At 52.4% G+C, this 26,948-nt stretch carries 26 protein-coding genes; 19 read left to right on the forward strand and 7 right to left on the reverse strand.

The window, feature by feature from the left end:
* Positions 1-6: 6 nt before the first annotated feature.
* Together OGV89_RS10915 and OGV89_RS10920 are read left to right on the forward strand one after the other, a co-directional pair.
* Positions 7-2,562 carry a fimbria/pilus outer membrane usher protein gene (locus tag OGV89_RS10915; RefSeq protein ID WP_286558631.1) on the forward strand — a complete coding sequence of 852 codons (2,556 nt, stop codon included), beginning with the start codon at positions 7-9 and terminating at the stop codon, positions 2,560-2,562.
* Between the two features lie 10 nt (positions 2,563-2,572).
* Entirely contained in the window at positions 2,573-3,655 is a 1,083-nt protein-coding gene (locus tag OGV89_RS10920; RefSeq protein ID WP_121540396.1) for a fimbrial protein, read from the forward strand.
* Here the strand turns inward: OGV89_RS10920 and OGV89_RS10925 are convergent.
* Positions 3,648-5,099, reverse strand: a complete 1,452-nt coding sequence (locus OGV89_RS10925) for a sensor histidine kinase (protein ID WP_044713301.1) — start codon at positions 5,097-5,099, stop codon at positions 3,648-3,650. The genes OGV89_RS10920 and OGV89_RS10925 overlap by 8 nt on opposite strands.
* Positions 5,086-5,760, reverse strand: coding sequence for a transcriptional regulator TctD (tctD, locus tag OGV89_RS10930; RefSeq protein WP_032938097.1), 675 nt, complete (start codon positions 5,758-5,760; stop codon positions 5,086-5,088). Before tctD ends, OGV89_RS10925 begins: the two co-directional genes overlap by 14 nt.
* A gap of 153 nt (positions 5,761-5,913) precedes the next feature.
* On the opposite strand from tctD, the gene OGV89_RS10935 reads away from it, so the two are divergent.
* Genes OGV89_RS10935 through OGV89_RS10945 form a run of 3 tightly spaced genes read left to right on the forward strand, consistent with a single transcriptional unit; the run spans position 5,914 to position 8,865 of the window.
* Complete coding sequence (locus tag OGV89_RS10935; RefSeq protein ID WP_032938099.1) at positions 5,914-6,891, forward strand: Bug family tripartite tricarboxylate transporter substrate binding protein; 978 nt, start codon at positions 5,914-5,916, stop codon at positions 6,889-6,891.
* Between the two features lie 14 nt (positions 6,892-6,905).
* The gene (locus OGV89_RS10940) at positions 6,906-7,340 is read left to right on the forward strand and encodes a tripartite tricarboxylate transporter TctB family protein (protein ID WP_008321484.1); all 435 of its coding nucleotides are present in this window, start codon (positions 6,906-6,908) and stop codon (positions 7,338-7,340) included.
* 10 nt (positions 7,341-7,350) lie between these two features.
* Positions 7,351-8,865 (forward strand): tripartite tricarboxylate transporter permease, encoded by a 1,515-nt coding sequence (locus tag OGV89_RS10945; protein WP_003846009.1) that lies wholly within the window; start codon positions 7,351-7,353, stop codon positions 8,863-8,865.
* Positions 8,866-8,941: 76 nt separating this feature from the next.
* Here OGV89_RS10945 and OGV89_RS10950 read toward each other — a convergent pair whose 3' ends face one another.
* Positions 8,942-9,832: a LysR substrate-binding domain-containing protein gene (locus OGV89_RS10950; protein WP_286558632.1), complete on the reverse strand. Its 891-nt coding sequence runs from the start codon at positions 9,830-9,832 to the stop codon at positions 8,942-8,944.
* 98 nt (positions 9,833-9,930) lie between these two features.
* On the opposite strand from OGV89_RS10950, the gene OGV89_RS10955 reads away from it, so the two are divergent.
* Positions 9,931-10,536, forward strand: coding sequence for a short chain dehydrogenase (locus tag OGV89_RS10955; protein WP_181826016.1), 606 nt, complete (start codon positions 9,931-9,933; stop codon positions 10,534-10,536).
* A gap of 52 nt (positions 10,537-10,588) precedes the next feature.
* On the opposite strand, the gene OGV89_RS10960 is transcribed toward OGV89_RS10955, so the two are convergent.
* Entirely contained in the window at positions 10,589-12,763 is a 2,175-nt protein-coding gene (locus tag OGV89_RS10960; protein WP_200002730.1) for an extracellular solute-binding protein, read from the reverse strand.
* 334 nt (positions 12,764-13,097) lie between these two features.
* On the opposite strand from OGV89_RS10960, the gene OGV89_RS10965 reads away from it, so the two are divergent.
* The 9 genes from OGV89_RS10965 (at position 13,098) to csiR (ending at position 23,475) form a co-directional block, all read left to right on the forward strand.
* Positions 13,098-13,922: an MBL fold metallo-hydrolase gene (locus OGV89_RS10965; protein ID WP_003037212.1), complete on the forward strand. Its 825-nt coding sequence runs from the start codon at positions 13,098-13,100 to the stop codon at positions 13,920-13,922.
* A gap of 11 nt (positions 13,923-13,933) precedes the next feature.
* On the forward strand, positions 13,934-15,169 hold the full coding sequence (locus tag OGV89_RS10970) for an MFS transporter (RefSeq protein ID WP_286558635.1): 1,236 nt from the start codon (positions 13,934-13,936) through the stop codon (positions 15,167-15,169).
* A gap of 31 nt (positions 15,170-15,200) precedes the next feature.
* Complete coding sequence (locus tag OGV89_RS10975) at positions 15,201-15,914, forward strand: MgtC/SapB family protein (RefSeq protein ID WP_003037218.1); 714 nt, start codon at positions 15,201-15,203, stop codon at positions 15,912-15,914.
* Positions 15,915-16,153: 239 nt separating this feature from the next.
* Entirely contained in the window at positions 16,154-17,131 is a 978-nt protein-coding gene (gene glaH, locus OGV89_RS10980; protein ID WP_003839704.1) for a glutarate dioxygenase GlaH, read from the forward strand.
* A gap of 19 nt (positions 17,132-17,150) precedes the next feature.
* The gene (gene lhgD, locus OGV89_RS10985; protein ID WP_046670396.1) at positions 17,151-18,419 is read left to right on the forward strand and encodes an L-2-hydroxyglutarate dehydrogenase; all 1,269 of its coding nucleotides are present in this window, start codon (positions 17,151-17,153) and stop codon (positions 18,417-18,419) included.
* Between the two features lie 23 nt (positions 18,420-18,442).
* Positions 18,443-19,891, forward strand: a complete 1,449-nt coding sequence (gene gabD / locus OGV89_RS10990) for an NADP-dependent succinate-semialdehyde dehydrogenase (RefSeq protein ID WP_046670395.1) — start codon at positions 18,443-18,445, stop codon at positions 19,889-19,891.
* A 25-nt stretch (positions 19,892-19,916) separates the two neighbouring features.
* Positions 19,917-21,200: a 4-aminobutyrate--2-oxoglutarate transaminase gene (gene gabT / locus OGV89_RS10995; RefSeq protein ID WP_162648151.1), complete on the forward strand. Its 1,284-nt coding sequence runs from the start codon at positions 19,917-19,919 to the stop codon at positions 21,198-21,200.
* A 142-nt stretch (positions 21,201-21,342) separates the two neighbouring features.
* On the forward strand, positions 21,343-22,743 hold the full coding sequence (gabP, locus tag OGV89_RS11000) for a GABA permease (protein WP_192468371.1): 1,401 nt from the start codon (positions 21,343-21,345) through the stop codon (positions 22,741-22,743).
* Between the two features lie 45 nt (positions 22,744-22,788).
* The gene (csiR, locus tag OGV89_RS11005) at positions 22,789-23,475 is read left to right on the forward strand and encodes a DNA-binding transcriptional regulator CsiR (protein WP_003037236.1); all 687 of its coding nucleotides are present in this window, start codon (positions 22,789-22,791) and stop codon (positions 23,473-23,475) included.
* Between the two features lie 12 nt (positions 23,476-23,487).
* On the opposite strand, the gene lysM is transcribed toward csiR, so the two are convergent.
* Positions 23,488-23,937 carry a peptidoglycan-binding protein LysM gene (gene lysM / locus OGV89_RS11010; RefSeq protein ID WP_003037241.1) on the reverse strand — a complete coding sequence of 150 codons (450 nt, stop codon included), beginning with the start codon at positions 23,935-23,937 and terminating at the stop codon, positions 23,488-23,490.
* Positions 23,938-24,032: 95 nt separating this feature from the next.
* Positions 24,033-24,191 carry a YqaE/Pmp3 family membrane protein gene (locus OGV89_RS11015; protein ID WP_003037242.1) on the reverse strand — a complete coding sequence of 53 codons (159 nt, stop codon included), beginning with the start codon at positions 24,189-24,191 and terminating at the stop codon, positions 24,033-24,035.
* A 184-nt stretch (positions 24,192-24,375) separates the two neighbouring features.
* Here OGV89_RS11015 and OGV89_RS11020 point away from each other — a divergent pair, with 184 nt between their 5' ends.
* The 3 genes from OGV89_RS11020 (at position 24,376) to OGV89_RS11030 (ending at position 25,482) form a co-directional block, all read left to right on the forward strand.
* Positions 24,376-24,675 carry an ArsR/SmtB family transcription factor gene (locus OGV89_RS11020; protein ID WP_003846023.1) on the forward strand — a complete coding sequence of 100 codons (300 nt, stop codon included), beginning with the start codon at positions 24,376-24,378 and terminating at the stop codon, positions 24,673-24,675.
* Between the two features lie 9 nt (positions 24,676-24,684).
* On the forward strand, positions 24,685-25,212 hold the full coding sequence (locus tag OGV89_RS11025; protein ID WP_003846025.1) for a rhodanese family protein: 528 nt from the start codon (positions 24,685-24,687) through the stop codon (positions 25,210-25,212).
* 90 nt (positions 25,213-25,302) lie between these two features.
* Positions 25,303-25,482: a GDFGVC terminal motif YodC-like protein gene (locus OGV89_RS11030; protein WP_003037253.1), complete on the forward strand. Its 180-nt coding sequence runs from the start codon at positions 25,303-25,305 to the stop codon at positions 25,480-25,482.
* Between the two features lie 36 nt (positions 25,483-25,518).
* Here the strand turns inward: OGV89_RS11030 and stpA are convergent, their stop codons facing one another.
* Entirely contained in the window at positions 25,519-25,920 is a 402-nt protein-coding gene (gene stpA, locus OGV89_RS11035; protein WP_003839690.1) for a DNA-binding protein StpA, read from the reverse strand.
* Between the two features lie 556 nt (positions 25,921-26,476).
* Here stpA and alaE point away from each other — a divergent pair.
* Positions 26,477-26,926, forward strand: a complete 450-nt coding sequence (gene alaE / locus OGV89_RS11040) for an L-alanine exporter AlaE (RefSeq protein ID WP_003037259.1) — start codon at positions 26,477-26,479, stop codon at positions 26,924-26,926.
* Positions 26,927-26,948: the final 22 nt, after the last annotated feature.

The following is a 26,948-nucleotide window of genomic DNA, read 5'->3' on the forward strand; positions in this document are numbered from 1 at the left end:
GCAATAATGATAAAAAATAAGCAACCGCAACGGTTTAAGGAAAGGGTCTTTACGCTGTCAACGTTGGTCCTGTGTATGCCTGCTTACGCCAGCGGTGCGCCACAGTTTAATACCCGCTTTGTGCATGGTGCGCAAAATATCACCTCCGTGGTGCAAATCGCCCGTAATGATGGGCTTAGCGAAGGGACGTTTGAATACGATATTTATATTGATCATAGCTTCGTTGAGACGCGCAATGTTGCCTTCAAAAGACGTCAGCCAGAAGGCAAGCCACAACCCTGCCTAAGCGCTGACGATCTGCGCAGATACGGGATTAAAATCCCGGATGACCGCAGCGATACCTGCATTGAGCTCACAGAGCTGATAGCAAACAGCCGCCTGACGGCAGATGCAAACTACCAGCGTATTGATATTTCAGTGCCGGAAGCTTTTCTGCTCTCGACCGCACACGATGCTGTCCCGGAGTCTGCCTACGACGATGGGATTAATGCCGCTTTTGTCGGCTACAACGCCAATACCACCCGCCTGGCCGAACAGGGTCAGGATCATGACTCCGTTTTTGCCAGTTTTGCCAACGGCATCAACCTGGCGGGATGGCATTTCCGTAACCAGTCCACGTTCAGCTACGCCAGCGGTTCAGGCCGCCAGTGGCAGGCGGTTTCTACGTGGGTGGAGCGCAATATTGTTGCGCTACGTAGCCGTTTGCGCATCGGGCAAACCTACACGGATGACAATGTGTTCGACAGCATCCAGTTTACCGGGGCGCAGCTCACCAGCGATGAAAATATGTTGCCTGATAGCCAACGCGATTTTGCCCCGGTCGTTCGTGGCGTCGCCAACAGCAATGCCACAATCGAAATCCGGCAAAATGGCTACCTGATCTACAGTAAAAACGTCGCGCCGGGCGCGTTTGACATCGACGATATTAACCCCAGCAACCAGAGTGGCGATCTGGATGTTAGCGTTATTGAAGCCGATGGCAGCCGTCGCAATTTCAGCGTGCCTTATTCGGCGGTACCGAACATGCTGCGCGCAGATAACAGCCGTTTTCAGTTTACGGCCGGGGAATACCGTGACGGTTACAGTGGCGGCTGGCGGCCCCGTTTTGTCCAGGGAACGTTGAGCTATGGCCTCAGCTCTGGAACCACGCTGTACGGCGGTTTACTGGCGGCGGAAAGTTACAACGCGATTGCCACCGGGGTCGCTCAGGATCTGCATCAGTTTGGCGCGATCTCCTTTGATATCACCACCGCCCGAGCACAGCTTGCCAGCGGAGAAGCGTCCACGGGGCAAAGTTACCGTTTCCTGTATTCTAAATCGCTGAACCAGTACGGCACGGATTTTCGTCTGGTTGGCTACCGCTACAATACATCCGGCTATTACAGCTTTGGCGACACCATTAACGAGCATAACAGCTGGTCCTCGGGTTATTACGACATCGCCTATGACGACCCCAATCAGCAGTTGCGTTACCCTGGCGAGCAGCACAACAAAAAGCATTACTACACCAGTAACTACAATAATCGCCGCCAACGTTTTGAGGTTTCTGTTAATCAGCGTTTGTGGGATAACGCCTCGCTTTACGTCAGCGCCAGCCAGCAAAACTACTGGCACAACGGGAGTCACGACCGCACGATACAGCTGGGTTACAACGATACGCTGGGGAAAATCAACTGGAGCGTATACGTGCAGGACACCCGCAACCAGTACGACTACCAGGACCGCAGTATCAACCTGACGTTATCCATCCCATTTGATTTCATGGACAGCCACGGCTTTGTCTCTGCCAACGTGATGCATAGCCAGCAGAATGGCGACAGCTACTCCACCAGCTACAGCAACACCGCATTTGACGATCGTCTGAGCTGGGGCGTTCAAGGCAGTACCACCGATCGACAGGATTCCGCTGCCGGCGTTAACGCCGCCTGGCAAGGCGACAAGATGAACGTTCAGGGAGGCTATAGCGCCGGGCGCAACTACCAGAATATGAATATGGGCATCAGCGGCGGGGCGATGCTGCACGCAGGCGGCGTTACGCTTATGCACTCTCCGGGTGACACCATGGTGTTGGTCGAGGCTCAAAATGCCGACGGCGTCCATATCCAGCAACAAAACGGCGTGGCGATAGACGGTAACGGCTATGCGGTCCTGACTACGGCAGATGCCTGGCATTACAACGTGGTGAGTCTGAATACCGCCGATATTGGCGCCGGTCTGGATATTCCCCAGGCACAGAAAAAAATTGTCCCTACAGAGAAAGCCATCGGCAAAGTCGTGTTTGAAACTTTCAGCGGGCGCAACTATCTGGTGAATGCAGTCATACCCGGCAACATAGCCCCGCCGGTTGGTGCGATCGTTCGGGATGCCAAAGGCCGCAATCACGGCCTGGTCGGTTTGCATGGCGCTCTGTATGCCAGCGGCGTGGAAGATAATTCGCGCCTGGAAGTGCGCTGGGGCTCACAGACCAATGAACACTGCTTTATTCAAATGCCGGATAACCATCACCAGCCGGTGAAGAAAATCGGATATACACAAATTACTGCCCAGTGCGTCGGTTCGTAAGGTGCAATCAATGAATCCGTTAAAAATAGTTAAACTCGTGGTGCTGTTTTGTTTGCCGATCTTCAGTAGTACAAGCTATGCGGTTACCTGTACAGCAAACAGCGTCTCTGTACACGTTGATCCGATTAAAATTAGCCACAGCACCACCGCCGGAGACACCGTCTGGGTGTCCAATTCACAGACCGTTAGCGTCACCTGCAGCGACACGGACCATATGCCCCAGGGCGAAGCGGCCAGAATCTACATCGATCCCGACCATGAGTTTGCGCATTTTTTGCAGGGAACCAATATGAAACTGGTGGTGAGCATCGATGGTCGTTCTTACGATCAGAGCGCGCAGGCCGTCACCACGCAATATCAGGCAACGCTGCCCCGAACAGGTTCAAACGGCTACTGCAATAGTAACAGCCACAGAAATACCAGTGCCTGCCTGGCACTTCCGCAAACTTTTTCTTTCACCTTTAACCTCAGTCTGGTCGCCACCGGAAAGCTCCCGGATCCTTTGCCCGCACTGGCGGGTCGCACCATCAACAAAGTTTTCGTCGTCGACGGTATTGGCAGCATTAACTCTTGCAGTACGCATTGTTCCGCCAGCAATCCGGCAAAAAACTTTGGCCCCGCGCTGACCGGCCTGAATAACATCAGTTATATCAACTGCGAACCGATCGTCTCTATTGCCTCAGACAAAGGAACGGATACCGTCGAGTTTGGCAGGATCAGCATTACCGAAGCCAAAGCGGGCAAGGATAACAGCCACAGCAAACAGTTTGCCGTTATCGCTGCAGAAGCTGCCGGGAAGCATGAATGTCGCGGCATCAATTACGCGATAACCTTTACCGGCACCACGCACAACAGCGGCACGGTTTTTACCGGTCAGGGTACGCCGGATATCGGCGTTACGCTTCAGGATGCTGCACGGCCCGGCGCCGGGGATATTATCAGCGGCAACCGCATCGATTTTACCAGCGGCGCGTTTAACAACCAGAGCGACAGTCGGCGCAAAGAGTTCATGGCGACCCTGTTCTGGCTGAAGAACCCTCCTCAACCAGGCGCATTTAGTATCCCGGTCAATGCGACAGTGACCTTTAAATAACGGGCGCAGGACGACACCGATCGTCCTGCCCTTCTCGCTCCAGACATAAAAACCGCATCCGTACGCTTAACCCGCCTAATGCTTCACTCCGGGATAGCTGTGGGTGCGTACGATGCAGGCGAGCAATGTCGTTGACCAGCGCCAGACCGATTCCTGCCCCAGGAATATTGCCGACGTTATCCAGACGATGAAACGGGAGCAGCGCCTGATGCACCATTTGTTCATCAATGCCTGGCCCGCTATCTTCAACCACCAGCACCACAGCCTCTCCTTCTCGCCGCAGTCGGGCAGTCACCACGCCTAACGGCGGCGTGTATTTCAGTGCGTTATCCAGCAGATTCCCGCACAGTTCCCCGAGCAAGACTTCGTCGCCCTCGACCCACACCGCGTCCTGATCCCCTTCATAGCCCAGATCGATCCCTTTACTACGCGCTTGCGCCAGTCGGGTAAAACAGCTGGTTTGCACCACCTCATACAGATTAACCGGCGAGAAATGCCTTTCCCCTTGCTCTTTGCGCTTCACCGCAGACAACTGCAACAGCCTTTCAGTCAGTTGAATGGTGTTATCCAGCGTGGTACTCATGGCTTGCAGACTCTCGTACCACTGCTGCGGCTGCTGACTGGCGAGAGCCACCGCCGCCTGAGTTTTCAGCACTGCCAACGGCGTTTTAAGCTGATGGGAAGCATCCGCGCTGAAGCGCTCCTGGCGAGAAATCAGGCCGCGAAGTCGGTCCAGATAGCGGTTAAACGCCACAATCAGTAGACGGGTTTCCGACCACGGCAGCAGCTCCGGCAGCGGCGTCAGTAGCCCCGGCTCACGACGCACCATCAGCGATGACAGCTGGCGCATCGGGCGTAGCACCCGGCGCAGCAGCCAGCCAACCAGCACCAGAGTCAGTAGTACCAGCAGCCCTTGCGAGACCCACGAGGAAAACAACAGCTGTCGCGCCAGATAACGCCGCGATTGCAGCGTTTCGGCAACATAAATCTCCGCCATGCCAACAATGCCACCTTCGTTGACAGGCTGCAGCAGACGCGCCACACGGATTGCCTCACCGCGATATTCAGTGTGATAAAACCATGCCAGCGCCGGATAAAGCCGCGTGCGCGAGGTAGCAGGCGGCATCGCCGGTAAATCGTCATAACCAGAGATAACCTTCCCCGCCGGATCAACCACTTTGTAATACAGTCGGTCGTTCATATTCAATTCAAAGCTGTCCAGCACCACCCATGGCACATTCACTTCTAACTGTTTATTGCGCACCACCAGCCGCTCGGAGACGGTCCTGGCGGATGAAAGCAGCGTGCGGTCATACGCCTGGGTCGCCGCCTGTAGCGCACTGACATAGCTGTTAAATGCTGACAGGCCCCACAGCAACATTAGCGGCAGGCCCAAAAACATCAGCAGTTGCAGGTATAACGATTGGGGTTTAACCCACTTCATCGCTACGCTCCAGCACATAACCCAGACCACGCAACGTGGCGATGCGCACATCGCTTCCCTGTAGCTTTTTGCGCAAACGATGGATATACAGCTCAATGCTTTCAGGACTGACCTCATCACTCAGGCTGAAGACCTGCTCAAACAACTGCTGGCGTGAAACCGGTCGCAACCGACGGTACATCAGCACCGTCAACAGCGCCTGTTCCCGCGGCGTGAGCGCCAACGACTGCCCCTGCAACAGAAAATAGCCTTCATCGTGAAACGCCAGCTCCCCCAGTTGCTGGATGCCTTGCACCTGTCCCGCACTGCGACGCAGCAAGGCTCGCAACCGAGCATCCAACTCCTCTATTTCAAACGGTTTTGCCAGATAGTCATCGGCTCCGACGTTCAACCCTTTCACCCGATCGGCCACCGCGCTACGCGCCGTCAGCAGCAGGACAGGAAGCGTCTGCCCGCGTTTGCGCAGCCGCTTAACGACTTCCAGACCATCCAGCCCCGGCATATTGATATCCAGCACCGCCAACGCGTATGTTTCGCCATGTAAAAGATGGTCGGCCGCCAGGCCATCAAAAACGCAGTCAACGGCAAAACCGTTTTGCACCAGCGCTTTCTCCAGCCAGTGAGCTAACTCACGGTTATCTTCCGCTAATAAGAGACGCATATCACATCCTGTAAAGTTTCTGCCGCATTGAAAGGGAATTGAAAGGTTAATGTTTTAACAATCACGCAACCGAACTGATACACATCGGCTCACATAATCACAAAAATCTTCTTCCGTACCCGAAAATCCGGTTTTCCGGCGTGAGGATAAACAATGAAAAAACAGTTACTTCGTACCCTTACTGCAAGCATTTTACTGATGAGTACCTCTGTACTGGCCGAACAAGCGCCATCGCGAACTGAATGTATCGCCCCTGCTAAACCCGGCGGTGGTTTCGATCTCACCTGTAAGTTGATTCAGGTGAGCATGATGGAAACCGGTGCTATCGACAAACCGATGCGCGTGACCTATATGCCTGGCGGCGTTGGTGCCGTGGCCTATAACGCGATCGTCGCTCAACGCCCGGCTGAAGCGGGAACCGTGGTGGCCTTCTCCGGCGGCTCCCTGCTGAACCTGTCACAGGGCAAGTTTGGTCGCTACGGTGTGGATGATGTCCGCTGGCTGGCAAGTGTCGGCACCGACTACGGCATGATTGCCGTACGTCAGGATGCGCCATGGAAGACGCTGAAAGACCTGCTTACGGCAATGGAGAAAGACCCTAACAGCGTGGTCATTGGCGCAGGTGCTTCTATCGGTAGCCAGGACTGGATGAAATCGGCGCTACTGGCGCAAAAAGCCAATGTCGATCCGCACAAGATGCGCTATGTGGCTTTTGAAGGCGGTGGCGAACCGGTTACCGCATTGATGGGAAATCACGTGCAGGTAGTTTCCGGCGATCTTAGTGAAATGGTGCCCTACCTCAGCGGCGACAAAATTCGCGTGCTCGCGGTGTTCTCCGATCAACGCCTACCGGGCCAGTTAGCCAACGTGCCAACCGCCAAAGAGCAGGGTTATGACCTCGTGTGGCCTATCATTCGTGGCTTCTACGTTGGGCCAAAAGTCAGCGACGCCGAGTATCAGTGGTGGGTTGATGCCTTTAACAAACTCCAGCAGACCGATGAGTTTAAAAAACAACGCGATCTGCGCGGTCTGTTTGAGTTCAACATGAGCGGCAAACAGCTCGACGACTACGTGAAAAAACAGGTTACGGATTATCGTGAGCAGGCGAAAGCCTTCGGTCTGGCGAAGTAAACGCAGAGGCAAAGATGATGAGCGATCGTATTTTTGCAGGTATCTGGCTGTTGCTCTGCATAGCTGGGCTGTTCGTGGCCTGGCAAATCAGCAGCGAATACAGCTATGAACCCGTAGGGCCGCGTCCCTTCCCGCTGGGCATTATCAGTCTGATGTTGGTATGCGCCGTGGCGCTGCTGTTGCGCCATCCGGATACCATCAGTTGGCCCCGTCGCCACGTGCTGCAAAAGCTGCTGACGATGGTAATTGTTCTGTTGATGTACGCCTGGGGTTTTGAGTGGCTCGGTTTTCCCATCGCCACCGCCATTCTCACCGTGGTGATTGGCATGCTGTTCGGCGCAACCATCCCGGCTGCGGGTATTTCCGGCGCAGTGCTCGGCATTCTGCTGTGGTATGCCTTTGACCGACTGCTTGACGTCACCTTACCACTCGGCGCCTGGCTGGGTTAACGGAGAAACGATGGATACCTGGATTTATCTTTCTCAGGGTTTCGCGGTGGCAATGACGCCGGAAAACCTGGTCATCGCCTTGATAGGCTGTTTTGTAGGCACCATTGTGGGTTTGCTGCCTGGCCTTGGGCCAATCAACGGCGTGGCGATCCTGCTGCCGCTGGCCTTTGCTTTGCATCTGCCCGCAGAATCCGCGCTGATCCTGCTGGCTACGGTTTACATTGGCTGTGAATATGGCGGGCGCATCTCCTCCATCCTGCTGAATGTTCCCGGCGATGCGGCGGCGATTATGACCGCGCTGGATGGTTACCCGATGGCGCAGCAAGGACGCGGCGGCGTGGCGCTCTCTATCTCGGCGGTCAGCTCTTTCTTTGGTTCGCTTATCGCCATTGGCGGCATCATTCTGTTCGCCCCAGCGTTAGCCCAATGGTCGCTGGCCTTCGGTCCGGCAGAATACTTTGCCTTAATGGTTTTCGCCATTGCCTGTCTCGGCAGCATGATGGCGCAAAATCCGCTGAAATCATTTCTGGCAGCGCTTATCGGTCTCGGACTTGCGACCGTCGGCGTAGACGCCAACACCGGGGTTTATCGCTTTACTTTTGACAGTGTCCATCTCTCCGACGGTGTGCAGTTTATCGTAGTGGTGATTGGGCTGTTCTCTGTCTCTGAAATACTGTTAATGCTGGAACATACCAGCAGTGGCCAGACGCTGGTGCGTAAAACGGGCCGCATGTTGTTCAACGCCAAAGAAGGCGCACAGTGCGTAGGGGCCACCCTGCGTTCATCAGTGATTGGCTTTTTCGTCGGCGTTCTGCCTGGCGCTGGCGCCACCATTGCCAGTGCCATCACCTACATGACCGAGAAAAAGCTCAGCGGCAACAGCGACAGCTTTGGCAAGGGGGATATTCGTGGCGTAGCAGCACCAGAAGCCGCCAACAACGCCTCGGCCTGCGGCTCTTTCATCCCAATGCTGACGCTCGGCGTGCCGGGCTCCGGTACCACGGCGGTGATGATGGGCGCGCTGACGCTGTACAACATCACCCCGGGGCCGGCGATGTTCACTGAACAGCCGGATATCGTCTGGGGGCTGATTGCAGCGCTGCTGATCGCTAACGTAATGCTGCTGGTGATGAACATTCCACTGATCGGTCTGTTTACCCGCATGCTGACCATTCCGCTGTGGTTTTTGGTACCCGCTATTGCGGCAGTCTCCGCGGTAGGTGTGTACGCTGTCCACAGCACTACCTTCGATTTGGTGTTGATGGTCGCCCTCGGCGTGCTGGGCTACATTTTGCGTAAAATGCACTTCCCAATGTCGCCATTGATTCTGGGCTTCGTTCTCGGGGAAATGCTGGAGCAGAACCTGCGCCGGGCGTTGTCTATCAGTAACGGGAGTATGGATATTCTGTGGGCCAGCGGCGTGGCGAAAGTGCTGCTGGTGATGGCGGTACTGGTTATCGTGGTCCCGCCGGTGCTGCGCATGATCCGTAAACGCAACAGCAAACCACAGGTGGATATCAGTTAGTAACGCGCCTTGTCCGGCCTACGATTAATCGCCACTGTAGGCCGGATAAGCGCAGCGCCATCCGGCATTTTCATCTTCAGCGCAAACTTCGCATTCCTTCCAGCAGGTGCTCAACAAACCGTGTCAGCTTGGGCAACGGACGCAAATCCTGTCGCCACAGCAAATGAATCGGTCGCGGCTGTGGCGTAAATCCTTCCAGAATACGAACCAACTTGCCAGTAGCCAGCTCTTCTGCCAACAGCACCTCCGGTTGCAATAACAGCCCAGCCCCCGCTACCGCCGCCATACGCAGGCCATGACCATCGTTACAGCGCAGGATCGCATCGCGTTTCCATCTGACTTCCCCCGTCACGCCAGGCAGTATCCACTCGTTGCGAGCCGTCCACACGGTATGGGACAGACACAGATGATCCACCAGATCCGCGGGCGTCCGGGGGGTGCCATGGCGGGCAAGATATTCTGGCGAAGCACAAATTGCCATACGGTAGGGACACAGGTATTTCGCCACCACGTCAGTCTGATGGATATCGCCAATGCGGATCGCCAGATCAACACCTTCATTAACCAGCTCAACCATCCGGTTGGTTAGATCCAGTTCAATGCGCACCTCTGGCCAGGTCTGTAAAAACGCAGCGGCCAATGGCGAGATCACGCAAGCGCCAAAAGACGTGGGCGCGCTTATGCGCAGCGTCCCTGCTGGTGCCAGCCGCAGACGCTCTACCGAACGTTCGGCTATCGATACCTGCTCCAGCACGCGACGGGCTTCTTCAAAATAGACGCGTCCGGCATCGGTCAGACTCTGGCGACGCGTATTGCGCTCCAGCAGACGCGTGCCGAGCTGCGCTTCCAGTTGGGCGATATATTTTCCCACCATCACCGCAGACATCTCGAGCCTCGTCGCCGCAGAAGTAAAGCTCCCGCTCTCCACCACGGCGACAAACGTTTCCATGCCGCGTAACTTATCCATATTGCAAACCCCTGGTTAGTAATCATCTAACTTTTAGCCAGTTTATCCGATTTCATTTTCATTAAAGAATAGCGGCTCACACTATTGCGGAGGTGGTTATGAAAATCGTCATTATTGGTGCCAGTGGTACAGTGGGTCGCGCAGTCACAGAAACGTTAAGCCGTAAACATGAGGTGATCCGCGTAGGTCGCACGCAGGGGGATTACCAGGTCGATATCACCTCGCAGGAGAGTGTCGAGGCATTGTTCGAAAAAGTCGGTCGGGTAGATGCGATCGTTTCCGCCACCGGCAATCTGTTCTTTGGACCGCTGTCGACAATGACCGACCAGGACTTTAATCAGGGGCTTCAGGATAAACTGTTAGGCCAGATACGTCTGGCCTTAACCGGGCAGCATTTCCTCAATGATGGCGGTTCAATAACGTTAATTAGCGGCATTATCGCCCACGAGCCCATCGCACAAGGCGCAAATGCTGCAACGATCAATGCCGGTTTGGAAGGATTTGTGCGCGCCGCTGCCTGTGAGCTAGAGCGTGGTCAGCGTATTAACTTGATAAGTCCGACCGTGCTGAGTGAATCCGCCGAAGCCTTTGACTGTTTCTTCCCCGGCTTTGAAAGCGTCCCCGCCGTCACGGTCGCCAACGCCTATCGCCGCAGCGTCGAAGGCATCCAGACCGGGCGCATTTATAAAGTGGGTTACTGTTAACCGTTTTTTCTCGCCTCTTACGTCATCAGTAAGAGGCGAGGAGTCGCATATTTCAGGCACCCGTTTCGTTTCTGATCCGCGCATTGATGTATTCCACGGCCTGCGTGACGTCCATAATGCCGTTAATCGCATTCGTCACGCCTTGCCCGATAATAATCTCTGCCTGTCGCAGGTTAAAAGGCTCACCTTTACTTCCCTGAGACTCCCGTATTCCCGTCATGCCTTTTTCATTCAGTAAATTAAACCACGGGTAGAGATTGAGAACATTTTGATCGTGGCATATTCCAGACCAGGCGCTGTTGCCCCCCAATAGAACCAGATGGCGCGAAATTTCATCGGAATAAAGCCAATGAAAAAACTGCTCAACCTGTTTTTTCTTCTTACTGTAGCGAGACATTCCAATAGAGCCACCGCCCAATTGTGGAAGGTGCCCCGGAACGGGAGCATAGCCAATCGTGGGGGCGATAGTCGTATGCGCAACATCGTTAAACAAATTGAGATACATAATCAGCATGGCGAGATTTCCACGCTCAAACTGTTTAACCGCATCACTCCACCACTCGCCAGGGAGATTCACGGCGATAGAAAGCTGGTGCAGATATTCTTCGAGTGCAGCAGCAGCAAGCGAAGCATCAAGTTGTACCGGCTCGCCCTCACGCACCAATCGTCCCCCTAACGCGTAGTAACGCAGCAAGTACTCAGTGGCGATAAGTCCTGAGCTGCCCAACGTCACCGCCGTTCCCATCGGACGCTGTCTGTTTTCTGGCTGATGCAATTGACTAAAGAAAGCGGCAATTTCATCAAATTGTGCGAAATTCTCTGGTAGCGTTAACTCTTTGCCTGTTGATTCATAAAACATCCGTTTAATCGTCGCATCTTCAAACAGATCTCGTCGATAAAACAGAAGCTGCATACTGGCATCAAAGGGAATTGCCCATGCAGTCCCATTCACCTGGCTGAAGTGCTGCTGAATTTGCTCAGAGAAGTTATCCAGCAATAACGGGAGCTCGGGGGAGACCGACTCCAGCGGCAATAATGCTTTTTCTGCAAACCAGGGAAAACATGCCATATCGATTCGCAGTAAATCGTAATAAGGGTGCAGGTGAAGATGAGAGAGAATTTCAAAAACCTCATCATACGGATAAACCGCAAGATTAACCTTAATACCGGTCTGGCGATAAAAGTGAGGTAACAGTTTCTTCAGCGCATCGGTCGAAGGGCTGGGCAAAATTAACATATTCAGCGTCGCCTCCGTCTCATGAGGCGGAGCATATTGTCCATTCCAGGAAAAACCGCAATTCGTCAGAATACGGTGCTTCTCTTTACTTTTGGGTTGGCGAATACATGAAGCAATAGTTGTCCCCAGGCGGGCATAATCCATCTGATAGCTGGTGATTCCATCAAAAGATGCAGGAAGATTATCACTCAGTTGTACTATCGGCGGGCAGGACTGAGAACTCCCAAACCAGGACGCTTGCGTCAACGCACGCGTCTTCTCACTGTCCTGAACAATAAACAGATCGGGTATCGCCCCCCGGAAAAAGTCAAACGCGACGGTGTTAACTTCACTGGCATGCGCAGGTATAACCGTAAGCTTTGTGTGCGGACTTAACTCCCGGCATACCTTCTGTATCGCTTGAGTAAAGCGTGCGCTGTGGGCAAATTCCAGCGGCTCGCAGAAAACACCAATATGACCCGGCTGCTGCGCCAGTGCCCTTCTTGCGGTTTCTTCCCCTGCGGTCACATAGTCAAGGCTAAAATAACAAACTGCACCGGCTGGCTGGCGATACGCAAAAAGCACATTCTCCGGGGAGAGCCTGAGCATATCGTAATAGGGCTGGCTGTTGTCCAGGCAACTCACGGTGACAACAGCCTGGTAAGACTTTGCCGCCAGTGTTTGCAAAATATCCAGTTCCAGATTGGGAAAATCATTAGTCAGGTAAAGATCAACCGGTTCGCTGAGTGAAGGTTGCCAGGCCTGGTGTAATCCCCGATAAAGTTGATAGTAACGCTCCGCATTGATGTCCGGCAGAATCAAGGCCACTCCCTGACTTTTGCTGGCTCTCAATGATTGCGCCTGCGCATTCAACTGATAGCCAACTTCTCGGGCCGCACGTTGAACCGCTTCAATCTTCTCAACGCTTACATTTCCTCTGCCATTGAGCACATTCGAGACAGTCCCATGCGACACACCGGCAATTCTTGCTATGTCTTTGATAGTTGGCATTTTTACATCCTTCCCCTGATGTTTTGATGCTAGCACGGCGCTCATCAGGAAACTATCTCCAGCAAGATAATTTGAACGTTACAATATTAAAAAGTGCATTTTATCAACACACTCATATAACTACCTCTCAACCCCACATAGCACGAAGAAATGAACTAATAATTTCAACACCATGAAATATAAAAATAAATTATTAAATTCTTGAAGAGGATCACTTATGCAACAAAAGATCGTTGTTGCCTTGAAGCTGCAGGATAATAATTGACACGTTCCAATTACGTTTCATTACATTTTCGTTCAAAAAACAACACTCTGTTTTGATCAAGAGGGAAACATGAATATTCATTTTCTGGGAACCGCAGCATCCGAAGGGATACCCAATCCTTTTTGCCGTTGTGAGCACTGTCAGCAAGCCCGTATTCGTAAAGGCAAAGACATACGCACGCACTCCTCAGCGATCATCGACGATGAACTGTTGATTGATGTCGCGCCTGAATTCAGCCAGCAACTGCTGCGAGATGGCCTGGACGCAACAGAGATCAAATCGCTGCTGTTCACGCATACACATCCCGATCATTTCAACGTCGGCGATCTTTTTAGCCGAATGGAAGGGTACGGATTCGAGATTACTCATCCGTTGCACATTTTTGGTAATGACCGTGCGATTAACGGCGCGGCACAAGTGTTACCAGGCTACAGCGCAGAAAGATTTGCTTTTCATTGCCTGGTTCCCTTCGTAACCGTTGAAACCCGCGGATACCGAATCACTCCACTGCTGGCGAACCATGCCAAATGGGAGCTTTGTTATACCTGGTTTATCGAAAAAGATGGTCAGTCAATTTTCTATGGACATGATTCGGGCTGGTTCCCTGAACTCACCTGGCAATGGTTGAAAGGGAAAAAGATCGATTTAACGGTGCTGGAATGTACCTACGGTTTTAATGGTGATAACCGTACAAATAACCACATGAGTCTGGAAACCGTTTTCGCCGCCAGAGACAGGCTTGCAGAACTGGGCTGCCTTGAGAAAAATAGCCAACTCATCGTCTCGCATGTCTCACACAGCGGCGGTCTACTGCACGACGATCTCGTGGCGGCGTGCGACAAAGAGAACATTCTTGTCGCCTGGGATGGGCTTAACCTGAGCATCAACCAATAAGGATATGCAATATGGACCTTAATAAAACACCACGCCTGCTGGTTATGATGTTCATACAATATTTCATGCAGGGCGCCTGGAATATGACCATGGGACTGGTATTAAGTACCTATGGTATGGCGACCATTATTGGCTCATCTTATGCTTTGCTTGGTCTGGCGACCATTCTTTCGCCACTCTTTATTGGCATGGTAGCCGACCGTTTCTTTTCGTCACAAAAAGTCATGGCGATCCTGCATTTAATTAATGCTGGCGTACTGTTGTTTGTTCCACAATTTATTGAGGCGCAAAACACGGGCATGACGTTGACCATGATCTTCCTGGTCGGTCTGCTTTTTTATCCAACAACTGCGCTGGCTAACAGCATCAGTTTCAGCCACATTAACGGGGTGAAATACTTCCCCTTTATTCGTGTATTCGGCACATTTGGCTTTATGGTCATCGGTTTTATTATTGGTGAAATGGGCTATTCTGGAAATACCATCACCTGGTATATTGCGTCAGCCTCCGGTGTCGTGCTCGGCCTTTACTGCTTTACGTTGCCAAACACCCCACCGAAAGCAAAAGGAAGCGTATTTACACTCCGCGATCTGTTATGTCTGGACGCTCTGGCACTCTTCAAGGACCGCAGTTTCTCGGTTTTGATGCTCAGTATTTTTGTCCTGATGATCCCCAAAACAGCTTATTCCGCCTATATCCCGGTCTTTTTAAAAGCGCTTGGATTCGATAACGCCGCGTCAATGATGCAGGTCGGCATCGCCTGTGAAGTCATTTTAATGTTCCTGCTCTCGTTTTTCTTACTGAAAGCCGGCTTCAAAATTACTCTCATGTTGGGCGCCGTTTGCTGGATCATCCGCACACTGTTGTTTGCTCATGCATCACTGGATGCCAACATGATGTTTGTGCTGATCGGTCTGATGTTGCAGGGATTCTGCTGGGACTTTTTCTTTACCGTGGGCGACATTTATGTTGACCGTAAAGCCGCGCCAGAGATTAAAGCACAAGCCCAAAGCTTGCGATTTATCGTCTCCAACGGCGTCGGTTTGCTGTTTGCCTCTACCGTATGCGGTCAAATCTTCAACAGCACCGTGACGGAACAAGGCCCACAGGCGTTACCGCAATGGGAAACATTCTGGCTAGTTTCAGCAGGCGTTGCCGCAGTGGTCAGCGTATTCTTCCTGATATTCTTCCGGGACGATATTTCAAAACGCAAAGCAGACCTCCCATTGAAAAAAGCAAACTCCTGATCGTTAAAGACTCTTTCATTAAGGTAATTGCATGAATAATCTGGCCGCCATCATCAATGAGCAAGGATTGTTGCCTTTAACTACGATCATCAAAATCAGCATTGCATTTATTCTGGGTGGCATTATAGGCCTGGAAAGAGAATCGAAAGGGAAACCGGTTGGCTTCAAAACTTGCGTTATTTTATCCGTAGCCAGCTGTGTGTTAACTGTCGTATCAATACAATCTGCAGAATACTATGCTGAAATTTCGATGAACATCCGTAGCGATCCTATGCGTCTGGCGGCTCAGATTATTAGTGGCGTTGGTTTTCTCGGTGCGGGAGTCATTCTGCACCGACACGACGATGCTATTTCTGGTCTCACTACTGCGGCAATTGTCTGGGCATCTGCTGGAGTGGGAATCACCTGTGGGGCCGGTTTTTATTTTCATGCTTTTTTTGCCACGGCTTTATTTTTATTGGCAATTAAATTAAGCCCGTTCATTATTTTCTTACAGACTAAAAACCAGTTCCCCGGAAAAGTAAAAGTCAGGGTTATTCTTGATGAACGCGATGCGCTCGAAAATCTGATAACCCGCATCCATCAACAGAAAAACATTATTGAAAACATAACGATCAGGGATATTAAGAAGGGTAAAATCGAGGTTAATCTCAAAATCGTAATTCGTAAGAAGATGACCTTGCCTGACTTGTACCACGATCTCACTCATGTTGAACACGTCTGCGCTATTGCTCTTGAACATTAAGATGCTTTATTTCCCTCATTAAAATCAGGTGGTTACCACCTGATATAACCGCTCTATCCCCGTCTTCGCTTTAAATCCCTATTGTTTGCAATGTTAAATATTTGTTGCTTTTGATCACAAATAACAAACAAACAAACTCATTATGTGCGCGTTTTTCAAAAATGTAGATATTTTTAATTTATGGCTACGAAACGAGCTGCGCCATATCTCCCTGACAATCTACTGAGAGGAACGATTTGATGAACGCACTGACTGCCGTAAAACCGAACGCTGAAGATCCAGCCCAGCACTACAGCGGTTTCACGCTGAAACCGTCAGCCCAATCCCCACGCCTGCTGGAGCTGACTTTTTCCGCTGAAACCACTGAGCAATTTCTGCAGGCCGTCGCGCAGTGGCCGGTGCAGGCGCTGGAATACAAATCCTTCTTGCGCTTCAAAGTGGGCAAGATCCTCGACGACCTGTGCGGCAATCAGTTGCAGCCTCTGCTGCTGAAAACGTTGCTCGATCGTGCCGAAGGCGCACTGCTGATCAATGCCGTTGGCGTGGATGATGTGGCGCAGGCAGAAGAGATGGTCAAGCTGGCGACGGCGGTAGCGCATCTAATCGGACGCTCGAATTTTGATGCGATGAGCGGTCAATATTACGCACGTTTTGTGGTGAAAAACGTCGATAACTCAGACAGCTATCTGCGCCAGCCTCACCGAGTGATGGAATTGCACAACGACGGAACCTATCTCGAAGAAATCACCGATTACGTGCTGATGATGAAGATTGACGAGCAGAACATGACCGGCGGTAACTCGCTGCTGCTGCACCTCGACGACTGGGAACATCTGGATCAGTACTTTACCCATCCGCTGGCGCGTCGCCCTATGCGCTTTGCCGCGCCGCCAAGCAAAAACGTGAGCCAGGAAGTGTTCCATCCGGTATTTGACGTTGACCAGCAGGGTCGTCCGGTGATGCGCTACATCGACCAGTTCGTCCAGCCAAAAGACTATGAAGAAGGCGTCTGGCTGAGTGACCTGTCCGACGCGCTGGAAACCAGCAAAAGTATTATTTCCGTACCGGTTTCAGTGGGTAAATTCCTGCTGATCAACAACCTGTTCTGGCTGCACGGTCGCGATCGTTTCACCTCGCATCCTGACCTGCGCCGCGAACTGATGCGCCAACGTGGTTATTTCGCTTACGCGACAAACCACTACCAGACTCATCAGTAAGCGCGAAGGAAAAAAGCGGATGTATGATTTTGTGATTATTGGCGGCGGCATCATCGGTATGTCGACCGCCATGCAGCTGATTGATGTCTATCCGGACGCCAGTATTGCGCTGTTGGAAAAAGAGTCCGGCCCGGCCTGTCACCAGACGGGCCACAACAGCGGCGTCATTCATGCCGGGGTCTATTACACTCCCGGCAGCCTGAAGGCGCAGTTTTGCCTGGCCGGAAATCGCGCCACAAAAGCCTTTTGCGACCAAAACGGCATCCGCTACGACGTCTGCGGAAAAATGCTGGTTGCCACCTCCCCTCTGGAAATGGAGCGCATGCGCGCGCTATGGGATCGCACCGCCGCTAACGGTTTGGAGCGCGAATGGCTGAATGCGCAGGAGCTTCGCGAGCGTGAACCGAATATCACCGGTCTGGGCGGCATTTTTGTTCCGTCGAGCGGGATCGTCAGCTACCGTGAAGTCACCGCCGCGATGGCGAATATTTTCCAGGCCAAAGGCGGTGAGATTATTTACAACGCCGAGGTCAGCGCGCTGAAAGAGCACGCTACGGGCGTGATTGTCCATACCCGTCAGGGCCAGGAATATGAAGGCGCGACGCTGATTAGTTGTTCTGGCCTGATGGCGGACCGACTGGTGAAAATGCTCGGCGTTGAACCTGGCTTTATCATCTGTCCGTTCCGTGGCGAATATTTCCGCCTGGCGCCAGAACATAATCAGATAGTTAACCATCTGATCTACCCCATCCCCGACCCGGCAATGCCGTTTCTCGGTGTTCATCTGACCCGGATGATTGACGGCAGCGTCACGGTCGGCCCAAACGCGGTGCTGGCATTTAAACGTGAAGGCTACCGTAAGCGTGACTTCTCGCTCAGCGATACGCTGGAGATCCTCGGCTCTTCTGGTATTCGCCGCGTGCTGCAAAACAACCTGCGCTCAGGGCTTGGCGAAATGAAGAATTCGCTGTGCAAAAGCGGTTATCTGCGGCTGGTACAAAAGTACTGTCCGAGCCTGATGCTTAAGGATCTGCAACCGTGGCCTGCGGGCGTGCGGGCACAGGCGGTATCACCTGATGGCAAGCTTATCGACGATTTTCTGTTTGTCACCACGCCACGCTCAATTCACACCTGTAACGCGCCTTCTCCGGCGGCAACATCGGCAATCCCTATCGGTGCACATATTGTCAGCAAAGTTCATGCGCTGCTGGAGAACCAGAGTAATCCCGGACGCACGCTGCGTGCGGCACGTAGCGTGGAGACATTACACGCCGCATTTACCCGTTAAACCGATTAAGACAGGAAGCAATCATGCAACTTAACGATCCAACCTTATTTCGCCAGCAGGCATTGATCGACGGCAACTGGCGTGACGCTAACAGCGGCGAGACCATCGCGGTGACCAATCCCGCCAACGGTCAGCAATTGGGTAGCGTACCTAAAATGGGGGCAGATGAAACCCGCGAAGCGATTAACGCTGCTAACCGCGCTCTGCCGGCCTGGCGTGCGCTGACTGCCAAAGAGCGAGCCAATATCCTGCGCCGCTGGTTCAACCTGATGATTGAGCATCAGGACGATCTCGCCCGCCTGATGACCCTGGAACAGGGTAAACCGCTGGCGGAGGCCAAAGGCGAAATCACCTATGCCGCCTCATTTATTGAGTGGTTTGCCGAAGAGGGTAAACGCATCTATGGCGATACAATTCCTGGTCATCAGGCCGATAAGCGTCTGATCGTCATCAAGCAGCCGATCGGCGTTACCGCCGCGATTACGCCGTGGAACTTTCCCTCAGCGATGATCACTCGTAAAGCCGGTCCGGCGCTGGCAGCAGGCTGTACGATGGTGCTTAAACCCGCCAGCCAGACCCCCTACTCCGCACTGGCGCTGGCAGAACTGGCTAATCGCGCCGGGATCCCGGCAGGCGTTTTCAGCGTGGTGACCGGTTCTGCGAGCGCGGTCGGTAACGAACTGACCGGCAACCCGCTGGTGCGCAAACTGTCATTTACCGGCTCAACCGAAATTGGCCGTCAGTTAATGCAGCAGTGCGCCAAAGACATCAAAAAGGTATCGCTGGAACTGGGCGGCAATGCGCCGTTTATCGTCTTTGACGATGCCGATCTTGATAAAGCTGTGGAAGGCGCGCTGGCCTCGAAATTCCGTAACGCCGGGCAAACCTGCGTCTGCGCCAACCGCCTGTACGTGCAGGACGGTGTGTATGAGCGTTTTGCCGAAAAACTCCAGCATGCGGTGTGCAAACTGCATCTCGGCGATGGTCTGCAACCAGAGGTCACCACCGGACCGCTGATCGACGAGAAAGCGGTTGCCAAAGTGCAGGAACACATCGCCGATGCTCTGGATAAAGGCGCGCGCATTATCGCGGGCGGTAAACCTCATGCGCTCGGCGGTAACTTCTTCCAGCCCACCATTCTGGTGGATGTGCCTGACAACGCGAAGGTCGCCAAAGAAGAGACGTTTGGCCCATTGGCTCCGCTGTTTCGTTTTAAAGACGAAGCCGACGTCATCGCTCAGGCCAACGACACCGAGTTTGGTCTGGCCGCCTATTTCTACGCCCGTGATTTAAGCCGCGTCTTCCGCGTTGGCGAAGCGCTGGAGTACGGCATCGTCGGGATTAACACCGGCATTATCTCCAACGAAGTCGCCCCGTTTGGGGGAATCAAAGCCTCCGGTCTTGGCCGTGAAGGATCAAAATACGGCATCGAAGACTACTTAGAAATCAAATATATGTGCATCGGCCTTTAATAAAATAAATACTGGAGAACACCTGATGAGCACCAACAAAGAACTTATGCAACGTCGCAGCAACGCCGTTCCCCGTGGCGTAGGCCAGATCCACCCTATTTTTGCCGAGCGTGCAGAAAACTGTCGGGTCTGGGACGTTGAAGGCCGTGAATTCCTTGACTTTGCTGGCGGTATTGCAGTGTTGAACACCGGTCACCTGCACCCGCAGATCGTCTCTGCGGTAGAAGCGCAGTTGAAAAAGCTGTCCCATACCTGTTTCCAGGTACTGGCCTATGAGCCATACCTGGAGCTGTGCGAAATCATGAATAAGAAAGTGCCGGGTGATTTCGCCAAGAAAACCCTGCTGGTGACCACCGGTTCTGAAGCGGTAGAAAATGCGGTGAAAATCGCCCGCGCCGCCACCAAACGCACCGGCACAATCGCCTTCAGCGGTGCTTACCACGGCCGTACCCACTACACCTTGTCACTGACCGGAAAAGTGAACCCATACTCTGCCGGAATGGGGCTGATGCCGGGCCACGTGTATCGCGCGCTTTATCCTTGCCCACTGCACGGCATCAGTGACGACGATGCTATCGCCAGCATTCACCGCATTTTCAAAAACGATGCCGCGCCAGAAGACGTCGCCGCCATCGTAATTGAACCCGTCCAGGGCGAAGGTGGTTTTTACGCCGCTTCTCCTGCTTTTATGCAACGTCTGCGCGCTATTTGTGACGAACACGGGATCATGCTGATTGCTGATGAAGTACAGAGCGGTGCGGGCCGCACCGGTACGCTGTTTGCCATGGAGCAGATGGGCGTTGCGCCCGATCTCACCACCTTCGCTAAATCCATCGCCGGAGGCTTCCCGCTGGCAGGCGTGACCGGACGCGCCGATGTCATGGACGCTATTCCACCGGGCGGTCTGGGCGGTACCTATGCCGGTAACCCAATTGCCTGTGCCGCTGCGCTGGCGGTACTAAACATTTTCGATCAGGAAAATCTGCTGCAAAAAGCCAACGACCTGGGGCAAACCCTGCGTGAAGGCCTGCTGGCTATCGCGGAAACCCACCGCGAGATTGGCGACGTACGCGGGCTGGGCGCGATGATTGCTATCGAACTGTTCGAAAACGGCGACCACACGAAACCAGACGCCAAACTGACAGCTGAAATTGTCGCTCGTGCCCGCGATAAAGGGCTAATCCTGCTCTCCTGCGGACCTTACTACAACGTGCTGCGCATTCTTGTCCCGCTGACTATTGAAGACGCGCAAATCCGCCAGGGGCTGGACATTATCGCCCAGTGTTTTGCCGAGGCAAAGCAGGGTTAAACCCGTATCAAAACGGGGAGTTTTAAGCCGGATAAGGCGGAGCCGCCATCCGGCAAACAGGGTCAATAACAATAATACGCGTGCCCCGGCGCGGGAATGCCGGGGTGCTCTCCCAAGTGAAATACTTTCGAGAGGTTTAAAGATGGGGCAAGTGTCACAATCACATGATTTAGGGGGCGGGCTGAAATCACGCCACGTCACCATGCTGTCTATTGCCGGGGTAATCGGCGCAAGTCTGTTTGTCGGTTCAAGTGTGGCGATTGCAGAAGCCGGTCCCGCAGTATTATTAGCCTATCTGTTCGCCGGATTGCTGGTGGTGATGATTATGCGCATGCTGGCCGAAATGGCCGTCGCCACACCGGATACCGGTTCTTTTTCCACATACGCCGATAAGGCCATCGGCCCTTGGGCAGGTTACACCATCGGCTGGTTATACTGGTGGTTCTGGGTGTTAGTTATCCCGCTGGAGGCGAATATCGCCGCCATCATTCTTCACTCCTGGGTGCCTGGTATTCCTATCTGGCTGTTTTCTCTGGTTATCACGCTGGCATTAACCGGCAGTAATTTGCTGAGCGTCAAAAATTACGGTGAGTTCGAGTTCTGGCTGGCGCTGTGCAAAGTGATTGCCATTCTGGCGTTTATAACCCTCGGCGCAGCGGCGATTAGCGGTTTCTACCCTTATGCCGATGTCAGCGGGGTTTCGCGCCTGTGGGATGAGGGCGGCTTTATGCCCAACGGTTTTGGCGCCGTGATCAGCGCAATGTTAATCACTATGTTCTCCTTTATGGGCGCAGAGATAGTTACCATCGCCGCCGCCGAATCCGATACCCCGGATAAACATATCGTTCGCGCCACCAACTCGGTTATCTGGCGTATCTCCATCTTCTATCTGTGCTCTATTTTTGTGGTGGTGGCGCTGATCCCGTGGAACATGCCGGGACTGAAAGAAGTCGGTTCTTACCGCTCGGTACTGGAGCTACTGCATATCCCGCACGCGAAACTGATCATGGATTGCGTCATTTTGCTGTCGGTGACTAGCTGTCTCAACTCCGCGCTGTATACGTCCTCGCGTATGCTCTACTCCCTGAGCCGCCGTGGCGATGCCCCCGCCTTTATGGGTAAAACGAACCGCAGTAAAACGCCTTATGTGGCGGTGTTGCTGTCTACCGGTGCCGCATTCCTCACCGTCATCGTCAACTATTACGCCCCGGCCAAGGTGTTTAAATTCCTGATCGACAGTTCCGGTGCCATCGCACTGCTGGTCTATCTGGTCATTGCCGTTTCTCAACTGCGGATGCGCAAAATCCTGCTGGCGCGAGGCGGTGAAATTAAACTGAAAATGTGGCTCTATCCGTGGCTTACCTGGCTGGTCATCGCGTTTATTATCTTTGTGCTGGTGGTCATGCTGTTTCGCCCGGCACAACAGCTGGAAGTTATCTCTACCGGGTTGTTAGCCATAGGAATTATTTGCACCGTGCCCATTATGTCACGCTGGAAAAAACTGCTATCTTGGCAAAAAGCACCATTGCAAAATACGCATTAAACCTGTTCCCGGCGCAGGCCGGGAAATCCTTTCAGGAGTATGACCATGACCGCCATTCCCCAACCGACGGCCATTGATGGATACCGCTGGCTGAAGAACGACATCATCCGCGGTGTGTATCAGCCTGATGAAAAACTGCGTATGAGCCTGCTGACCTCACGCTATGAGCTTGGCGTGGGACCGCTACGCGAAGCGCTTTCGCAGTTAGTTGCCGAGCGGCTGGTGACGGTGGTAAATCAGAAAGGGTATCGGGTTGCCCCGATGTCAGAGCAAGAGTTGCTCGATATTTTTGATGCCCGCGCCAATATGGAAGCCATGCTGGTCGCGCTGGCCATTGAACGCGGCGACGACGCCTGGGAAGCTGAAATTCTGGCGCGCGCGCATATGCTTAGTAAGCTTGAAGCCATTGATGCCAGCGAACAGATGCTCGACGAGTGGGATCAGCGCCATCAGGCGTTTCACTCGGCGATTGTCGCTGGCTGTGGTTCACAATATCTGCTGCAAATGCGCGAACGACTGTTCGATTTGGCGGCGCGCTACCGGTTTATCTGGCTGCGAAAAACGGTGCTGTCGGTGGAGATGCTGGAAGACAAACACGATCAGCACCAAACGTTGACCGAAGCAATTCTGGCACGCGACGCCGCGCGCGCCAGCGAATTAATGCGCCAGCACCTACTGACGCCGATTCCGATTATTCAACAGGCGATGTCCGGTAAATTGCTGACGGAATAAGCCTGAATAATATTACTGCTCCGGAATACGTAAAACCTGCCCAGGATAGATTTTATCCGGACTTTTCAGCATTGGTTTATTCGCTTCAAATATCTGGTTATACAGGTTGGCATTACCGTAAACCTGTTTAGCAATAGCGCTCAGGGTATCTCCTGATTTCACGGTATAAAACTGGCTTTCGCTCGCGGGCGCAGAGGTTTTAACCTGATCATCTACGCTGGCAATACCGGAGATATTACCAATCGCGATCAGAATTTTTTCTTTCGCCTCCTGACTTAATCCATCACCAGAAACAGTGGCTTTGCCTTCGTTAATTTGCACGTCCACTTTATCCGCATCAGGGATGCCAGTTTTGTTCAGGTGTTCCTGCACTTTTTTTGCCAGATCGGCTGTGTCATGGTTTCCAGTGACCGCATCCCACAGTTTTTCACCCGCATCTTTTACAAAATTGAAGAGTCCCATATCCACCTCGGTAATTAACAATTAACACCCAAAAGTGTAGCAGAGGAGAAAGGGGGCCAAAGAAAACGGCGCCAAAGCGCCGTAGTTGAAAGGAATTAATTACGCGTCTGTATCCAGAAGGCATGGATCAAACCAGGGATGTAGCCCAGCAGCGTCAGAACGATATTGAGGATAAATGCCCAGCCGAACCCCTTCCCCAGCAGCACGCCAAGCGGGGGCAGAATAATAGTAAAAACGATTCTCCAGAAACCCATACACACTCCCTACAAGCAAAAAATTAATCATTGTTTAAAAAGAGATTTTATCTCTAAGAGTAGCCATTCTACCCAACTCCGCCAGCATTCCGCGGCTGTTTTACCCTCCTTTACGCTCTTTACGCTGGCGTACGTTGGCTGTTTATTTTAGAATATACTTAATTTAGATTATGCTTAAATACATATGACTGAACTTGAACAACTCCAGGCCAGCGCTGAACAAGCTGCCGCCCTGCTAAAAGCGATGAGTAACCCGAAACGGTTGCTGATTTTGTGCATGCTCTGCGGTTCACCCGGTACCAACGCAGGCGAGTTAGCCCGTGTTACCGGCCTTAGCCCTTCCGCCACTTCCCAGCATCTGGCGCGTATGCGTGAAGAAGGTCTGATAGAAAGCCAGCGCGATGCCCAGCGCATCCTCTACTCCATTAAAAATGCGGCCGTGAATTCGCTGATCGCCACATTAAAAACACTGTATTGCCCATAAGGAGCCATCATGACTATTGGGACGATTTCCCCGCGCGAGGCGCAGACACTGGTCGCGCAAGGTGCAAAACTGATTGATATCCGCGACGCTGACGAGTATCTGCACGAGCATATTCCTGAGGCTCATCTGGCGCCGTTGCCCGCGCTTGAGCAGGGATCGCTGCCTGCGAATTTACGCGCCGAGCAGGTGATTTTTCACTGCCAGTCAGGCAAACGTACACAAAATGCGGCAACAAAACTGAGCGCCATTGCTGCGCCCGCGCAGGTCTGGCTGCTGGAAGGTGGAATTGACGGCTGGAAAGCCGCAGGGTTGCCGGTGACGAAAGACAGTTCACAACCGTTACCGCTGATGCGTCAGGTGCAGATAGCCGCAGGTAGCCTTGCCTTACTCGGTGTTATTCTGGGTTACACCGTCAGCAGTGCTTTCTTCCTGCTGAGCGGTTTTGTCGGGGCCGGGCTGATTCTCGCTGGCGTGACCGGCTTTTGCGGCATGGCGCGTCTGCTGGACAAAATGCCCTGGAACCGACGTACTCATTAAGCGGTAATCATTGAAACAGCACTGTACCCGCCGGTTGACGTGATCTATGGTGAGTTCTGCGATAAATGATAAATAAAGGAGCGCAACAATATGTTTAAACCTGGCGATCTGGTTCAACCGCGTATGGGCGGTCCAAAACTGAAGGTTGTTGAAGTCAATGACGATCAAATTGTGGCGGTACAAGCCAGTAATGAAAACGGTGATAAATTCACGCTGAAAGCAGCTGATGTCACGCGATATACCGAAGAGGGTGATTTCGGCGTTTGCTGAAAATAAGCGGTGAGGATCTCCTCACCGCCTTCGTAATTAGATCAGAAAGTCATCAAGAGATTTACCGGTAGCCAGCGCCTGGGCAATTGGCTTCGGTGTGCGACCTTGCCCAGTCCATGTTTTCGTTTCACCATTGAGATCGATAAAACGATATTTCGCCGGGCGCGGTTGGCGTTTTTTAACTGAACGTGTCGTAGCAGGTGTTATGCTCAGCAGCTCCTCCGGGCTGATCCCGTCTGCCTGCATCTGCGCCAGCAAGGCATTAATTTTTGCCTGCTGTTCTGCGCGTTGGCGCTGTAGCTGTTCTTCTTCATCGCGCCGTTCTTTGGTCACTACCCTGAATTTTTCAAGCATATCTTCCAGTACATCGACGGAAAATTCACGAGCCATTGCACGCAGCGAGCGGATATTATTTAAGTTTTTTAACATTGAACTCATATTAACAAAACCTCTTTAACGTAAAACATAAAATGGTATTACGCTAAATATTGTATGCAACTGATTATTATATTTCCAGTCTAATTTATTCGCAGGTCATTAAACAAATAGCCAACTCTGATATTTATAGCATCCATTCTGCTATCGCTCAGACAATATATTCTATGACCCTGATTGCAGCTTTGAATATACCTGCAAGGTATCTCAGTGCGTCACTTAAGAAACAGGCCATAGCATCGCGTGGAACCAACGAGTATACATATTGCACATCAGTCAACATTCAGAAAAGGAGCGCAAAAAATTCAGAAAAACAAGCAAAAATAACTCTTTGATCTAAAAGAATTTTAATTAACACAGCAACGAAAACACCAAAACGAACAAAAAACAAACCATTACAGAGCATTTTATCGACAAAAAGACAATAAATAAAAATTTTAAGCTAGTTGCTAGTTATTATCCAGGCAGATATCCTATTAAAACGCGAAAGCAGCAAGACAAATCACTAGTAGTTAAGGTATTCAAAACCTTTTTCCCCCTTTTTACAAGGAGCATTAACATGTTCTCTCCGCAGTCACGCTTGCGTCATGCAGTAGCAGACACGTTCGCGATGGTTGTTTATTGTTCTGTCGTGAACATGTTGATCGAAATATTCCTTTCTGGAATGAGCTTCGAACAGTCGCTGTATTCCAGATTAGTCGCTATCCCTGTCAACATACTGATCGCGTGGCCATACGGCATGTACCGTGATTTGTTCATGCGCGCGGCGCGTAAAGCCACGCAGGCAGGATGGGCAAAAAATCTGGCGGATGTGCTGGCTTATGTCACCTTCCAGTCGCCGGTGTATGTGATTATTCTGCTGACGGTTGGCGCAGACTGGCACCAGATTACGGCTGCAGTAAGTTCGAACATTGTGGTATCAATGCTGATGGGCGCTGTCTATGGCTACTTTCTTGATTATTGCCGCCGCTTGTTTAAGGTCAGCAGCTATCATCAGGCTAAAGCCTGACACGCTTCTTCGCGACTGGCAC

Source organism: Citrobacter sp. Cf125, from assembly GCF_030333935.1.
GTDB lineage: Bacteria > Pseudomonadota > Gammaproteobacteria > Enterobacterales > Enterobacteriaceae > Citrobacter > Citrobacter freundii.

Coding starts and splice junctions, on each gene's coding strand:
- OGV89_RS10915 (WP_286558631.1), top strand. CDS start 7: ATGATAAAAAATAAGCAACCGCAACGGTTTAAGGAAAGGGTCTTTACG.
- OGV89_RS10920 (WP_121540396.1), top strand. CDS start 2,573: ATGAATCCGTTAAAAATAGTTAAACTCGTGGTGCTGTTTTGTTTGCCG.
- OGV89_RS10925 (WP_044713301.1), bottom strand. CDS start 5,099: ATGAAGTGGGTTAAACCCCAATCGTTATACCTGCAACTGCTGATGTTT.
- tctD (WP_032938097.1), bottom strand. CDS start 5,760: ATGCGTCTCTTATTAGCGGAAGATAACCGTGAGTTAGCTCACTGGCTG.
- OGV89_RS10935 (WP_032938099.1), top strand. CDS start 5,914: ATGAAAAAACAGTTACTTCGTACCCTTACTGCAAGCATTTTACTGATG.
- OGV89_RS10940 (WP_008321484.1), top strand. CDS start 6,906: ATGATGAGCGATCGTATTTTTGCAGGTATCTGGCTGTTGCTCTGCATA.
- OGV89_RS10945 (WP_003846009.1), top strand. CDS start 7,351: ATGGATACCTGGATTTATCTTTCTCAGGGTTTCGCGGTGGCAATGACG.
- OGV89_RS10950 (WP_286558632.1), bottom strand. CDS start 9,832: ATGGATAAGTTACGCGGCATGGAAACGTTTGTCGCCGTGGTGGAGAGC.
- OGV89_RS10955 (WP_181826016.1), top strand. CDS start 9,931: ATGAAAATCGTCATTATTGGTGCCAGTGGTACAGTGGGTCGCGCAGTC.
- OGV89_RS10960 (WP_200002730.1), bottom strand. CDS start 12,763: ATGCCAACTATCAAAGACATAGCAAGAATTGCCGGTGTGTCGCATGGG.
- OGV89_RS10965 (WP_003037212.1), top strand. CDS start 13,098: ATGAATATTCATTTTCTGGGAACCGCAGCATCCGAAGGGATACCCAAT.
- OGV89_RS10970 (WP_286558635.1), top strand. CDS start 13,934: ATGGACCTTAATAAAACACCACGCCTGCTGGTTATGATGTTCATACAA.
- OGV89_RS10975 (WP_003037218.1), top strand. CDS start 15,201: ATGAATAATCTGGCCGCCATCATCAATGAGCAAGGATTGTTGCCTTTA.
- glaH (WP_003839704.1), top strand. CDS start 16,154: ATGAACGCACTGACTGCCGTAAAACCGAACGCTGAAGATCCAGCCCAG.
- lhgD (WP_046670396.1), top strand. CDS start 17,151: ATGTATGATTTTGTGATTATTGGCGGCGGCATCATCGGTATGTCGACC.
- gabD (WP_046670395.1), top strand. CDS start 18,443: ATGCAACTTAACGATCCAACCTTATTTCGCCAGCAGGCATTGATCGAC.
- gabT (WP_162648151.1), top strand. CDS start 19,917: ATGAGCACCAACAAAGAACTTATGCAACGTCGCAGCAACGCCGTTCCC.
- gabP (WP_192468371.1), top strand. CDS start 21,343: ATGGGGCAAGTGTCACAATCACATGATTTAGGGGGCGGGCTGAAATCA.
- csiR (WP_003037236.1), top strand. CDS start 22,789: ATGACCGCCATTCCCCAACCGACGGCCATTGATGGATACCGCTGGCTG.
- lysM (WP_003037241.1), bottom strand. CDS start 23,937: ATGGGACTCTTCAATTTTGTAAAAGATGCGGGTGAAAAACTGTGGGAT.
- OGV89_RS11015 (WP_003037242.1), bottom strand. CDS start 24,191: ATGGGTTTCTGGAGAATCGTTTTTACTATTATTCTGCCCCCGCTTGGC.
- OGV89_RS11020 (WP_003846023.1), top strand. CDS start 24,376: ATGACTGAACTTGAACAACTCCAGGCCAGCGCTGAACAAGCTGCCGCC.
- OGV89_RS11025 (WP_003846025.1), top strand. CDS start 24,685: ATGACTATTGGGACGATTTCCCCGCGCGAGGCGCAGACACTGGTCGCG.
- OGV89_RS11030 (WP_003037253.1), top strand. CDS start 25,303: ATGTTTAAACCTGGCGATCTGGTTCAACCGCGTATGGGCGGTCCAAAA.
- stpA (WP_003839690.1), bottom strand. CDS start 25,920: ATGAGTTCAATGTTAAAAAACTTAAATAATATCCGCTCGCTGCGTGCA.
- alaE (WP_003037259.1), top strand. CDS start 26,477: ATGTTCTCTCCGCAGTCACGCTTGCGTCATGCAGTAGCAGACACGTTC.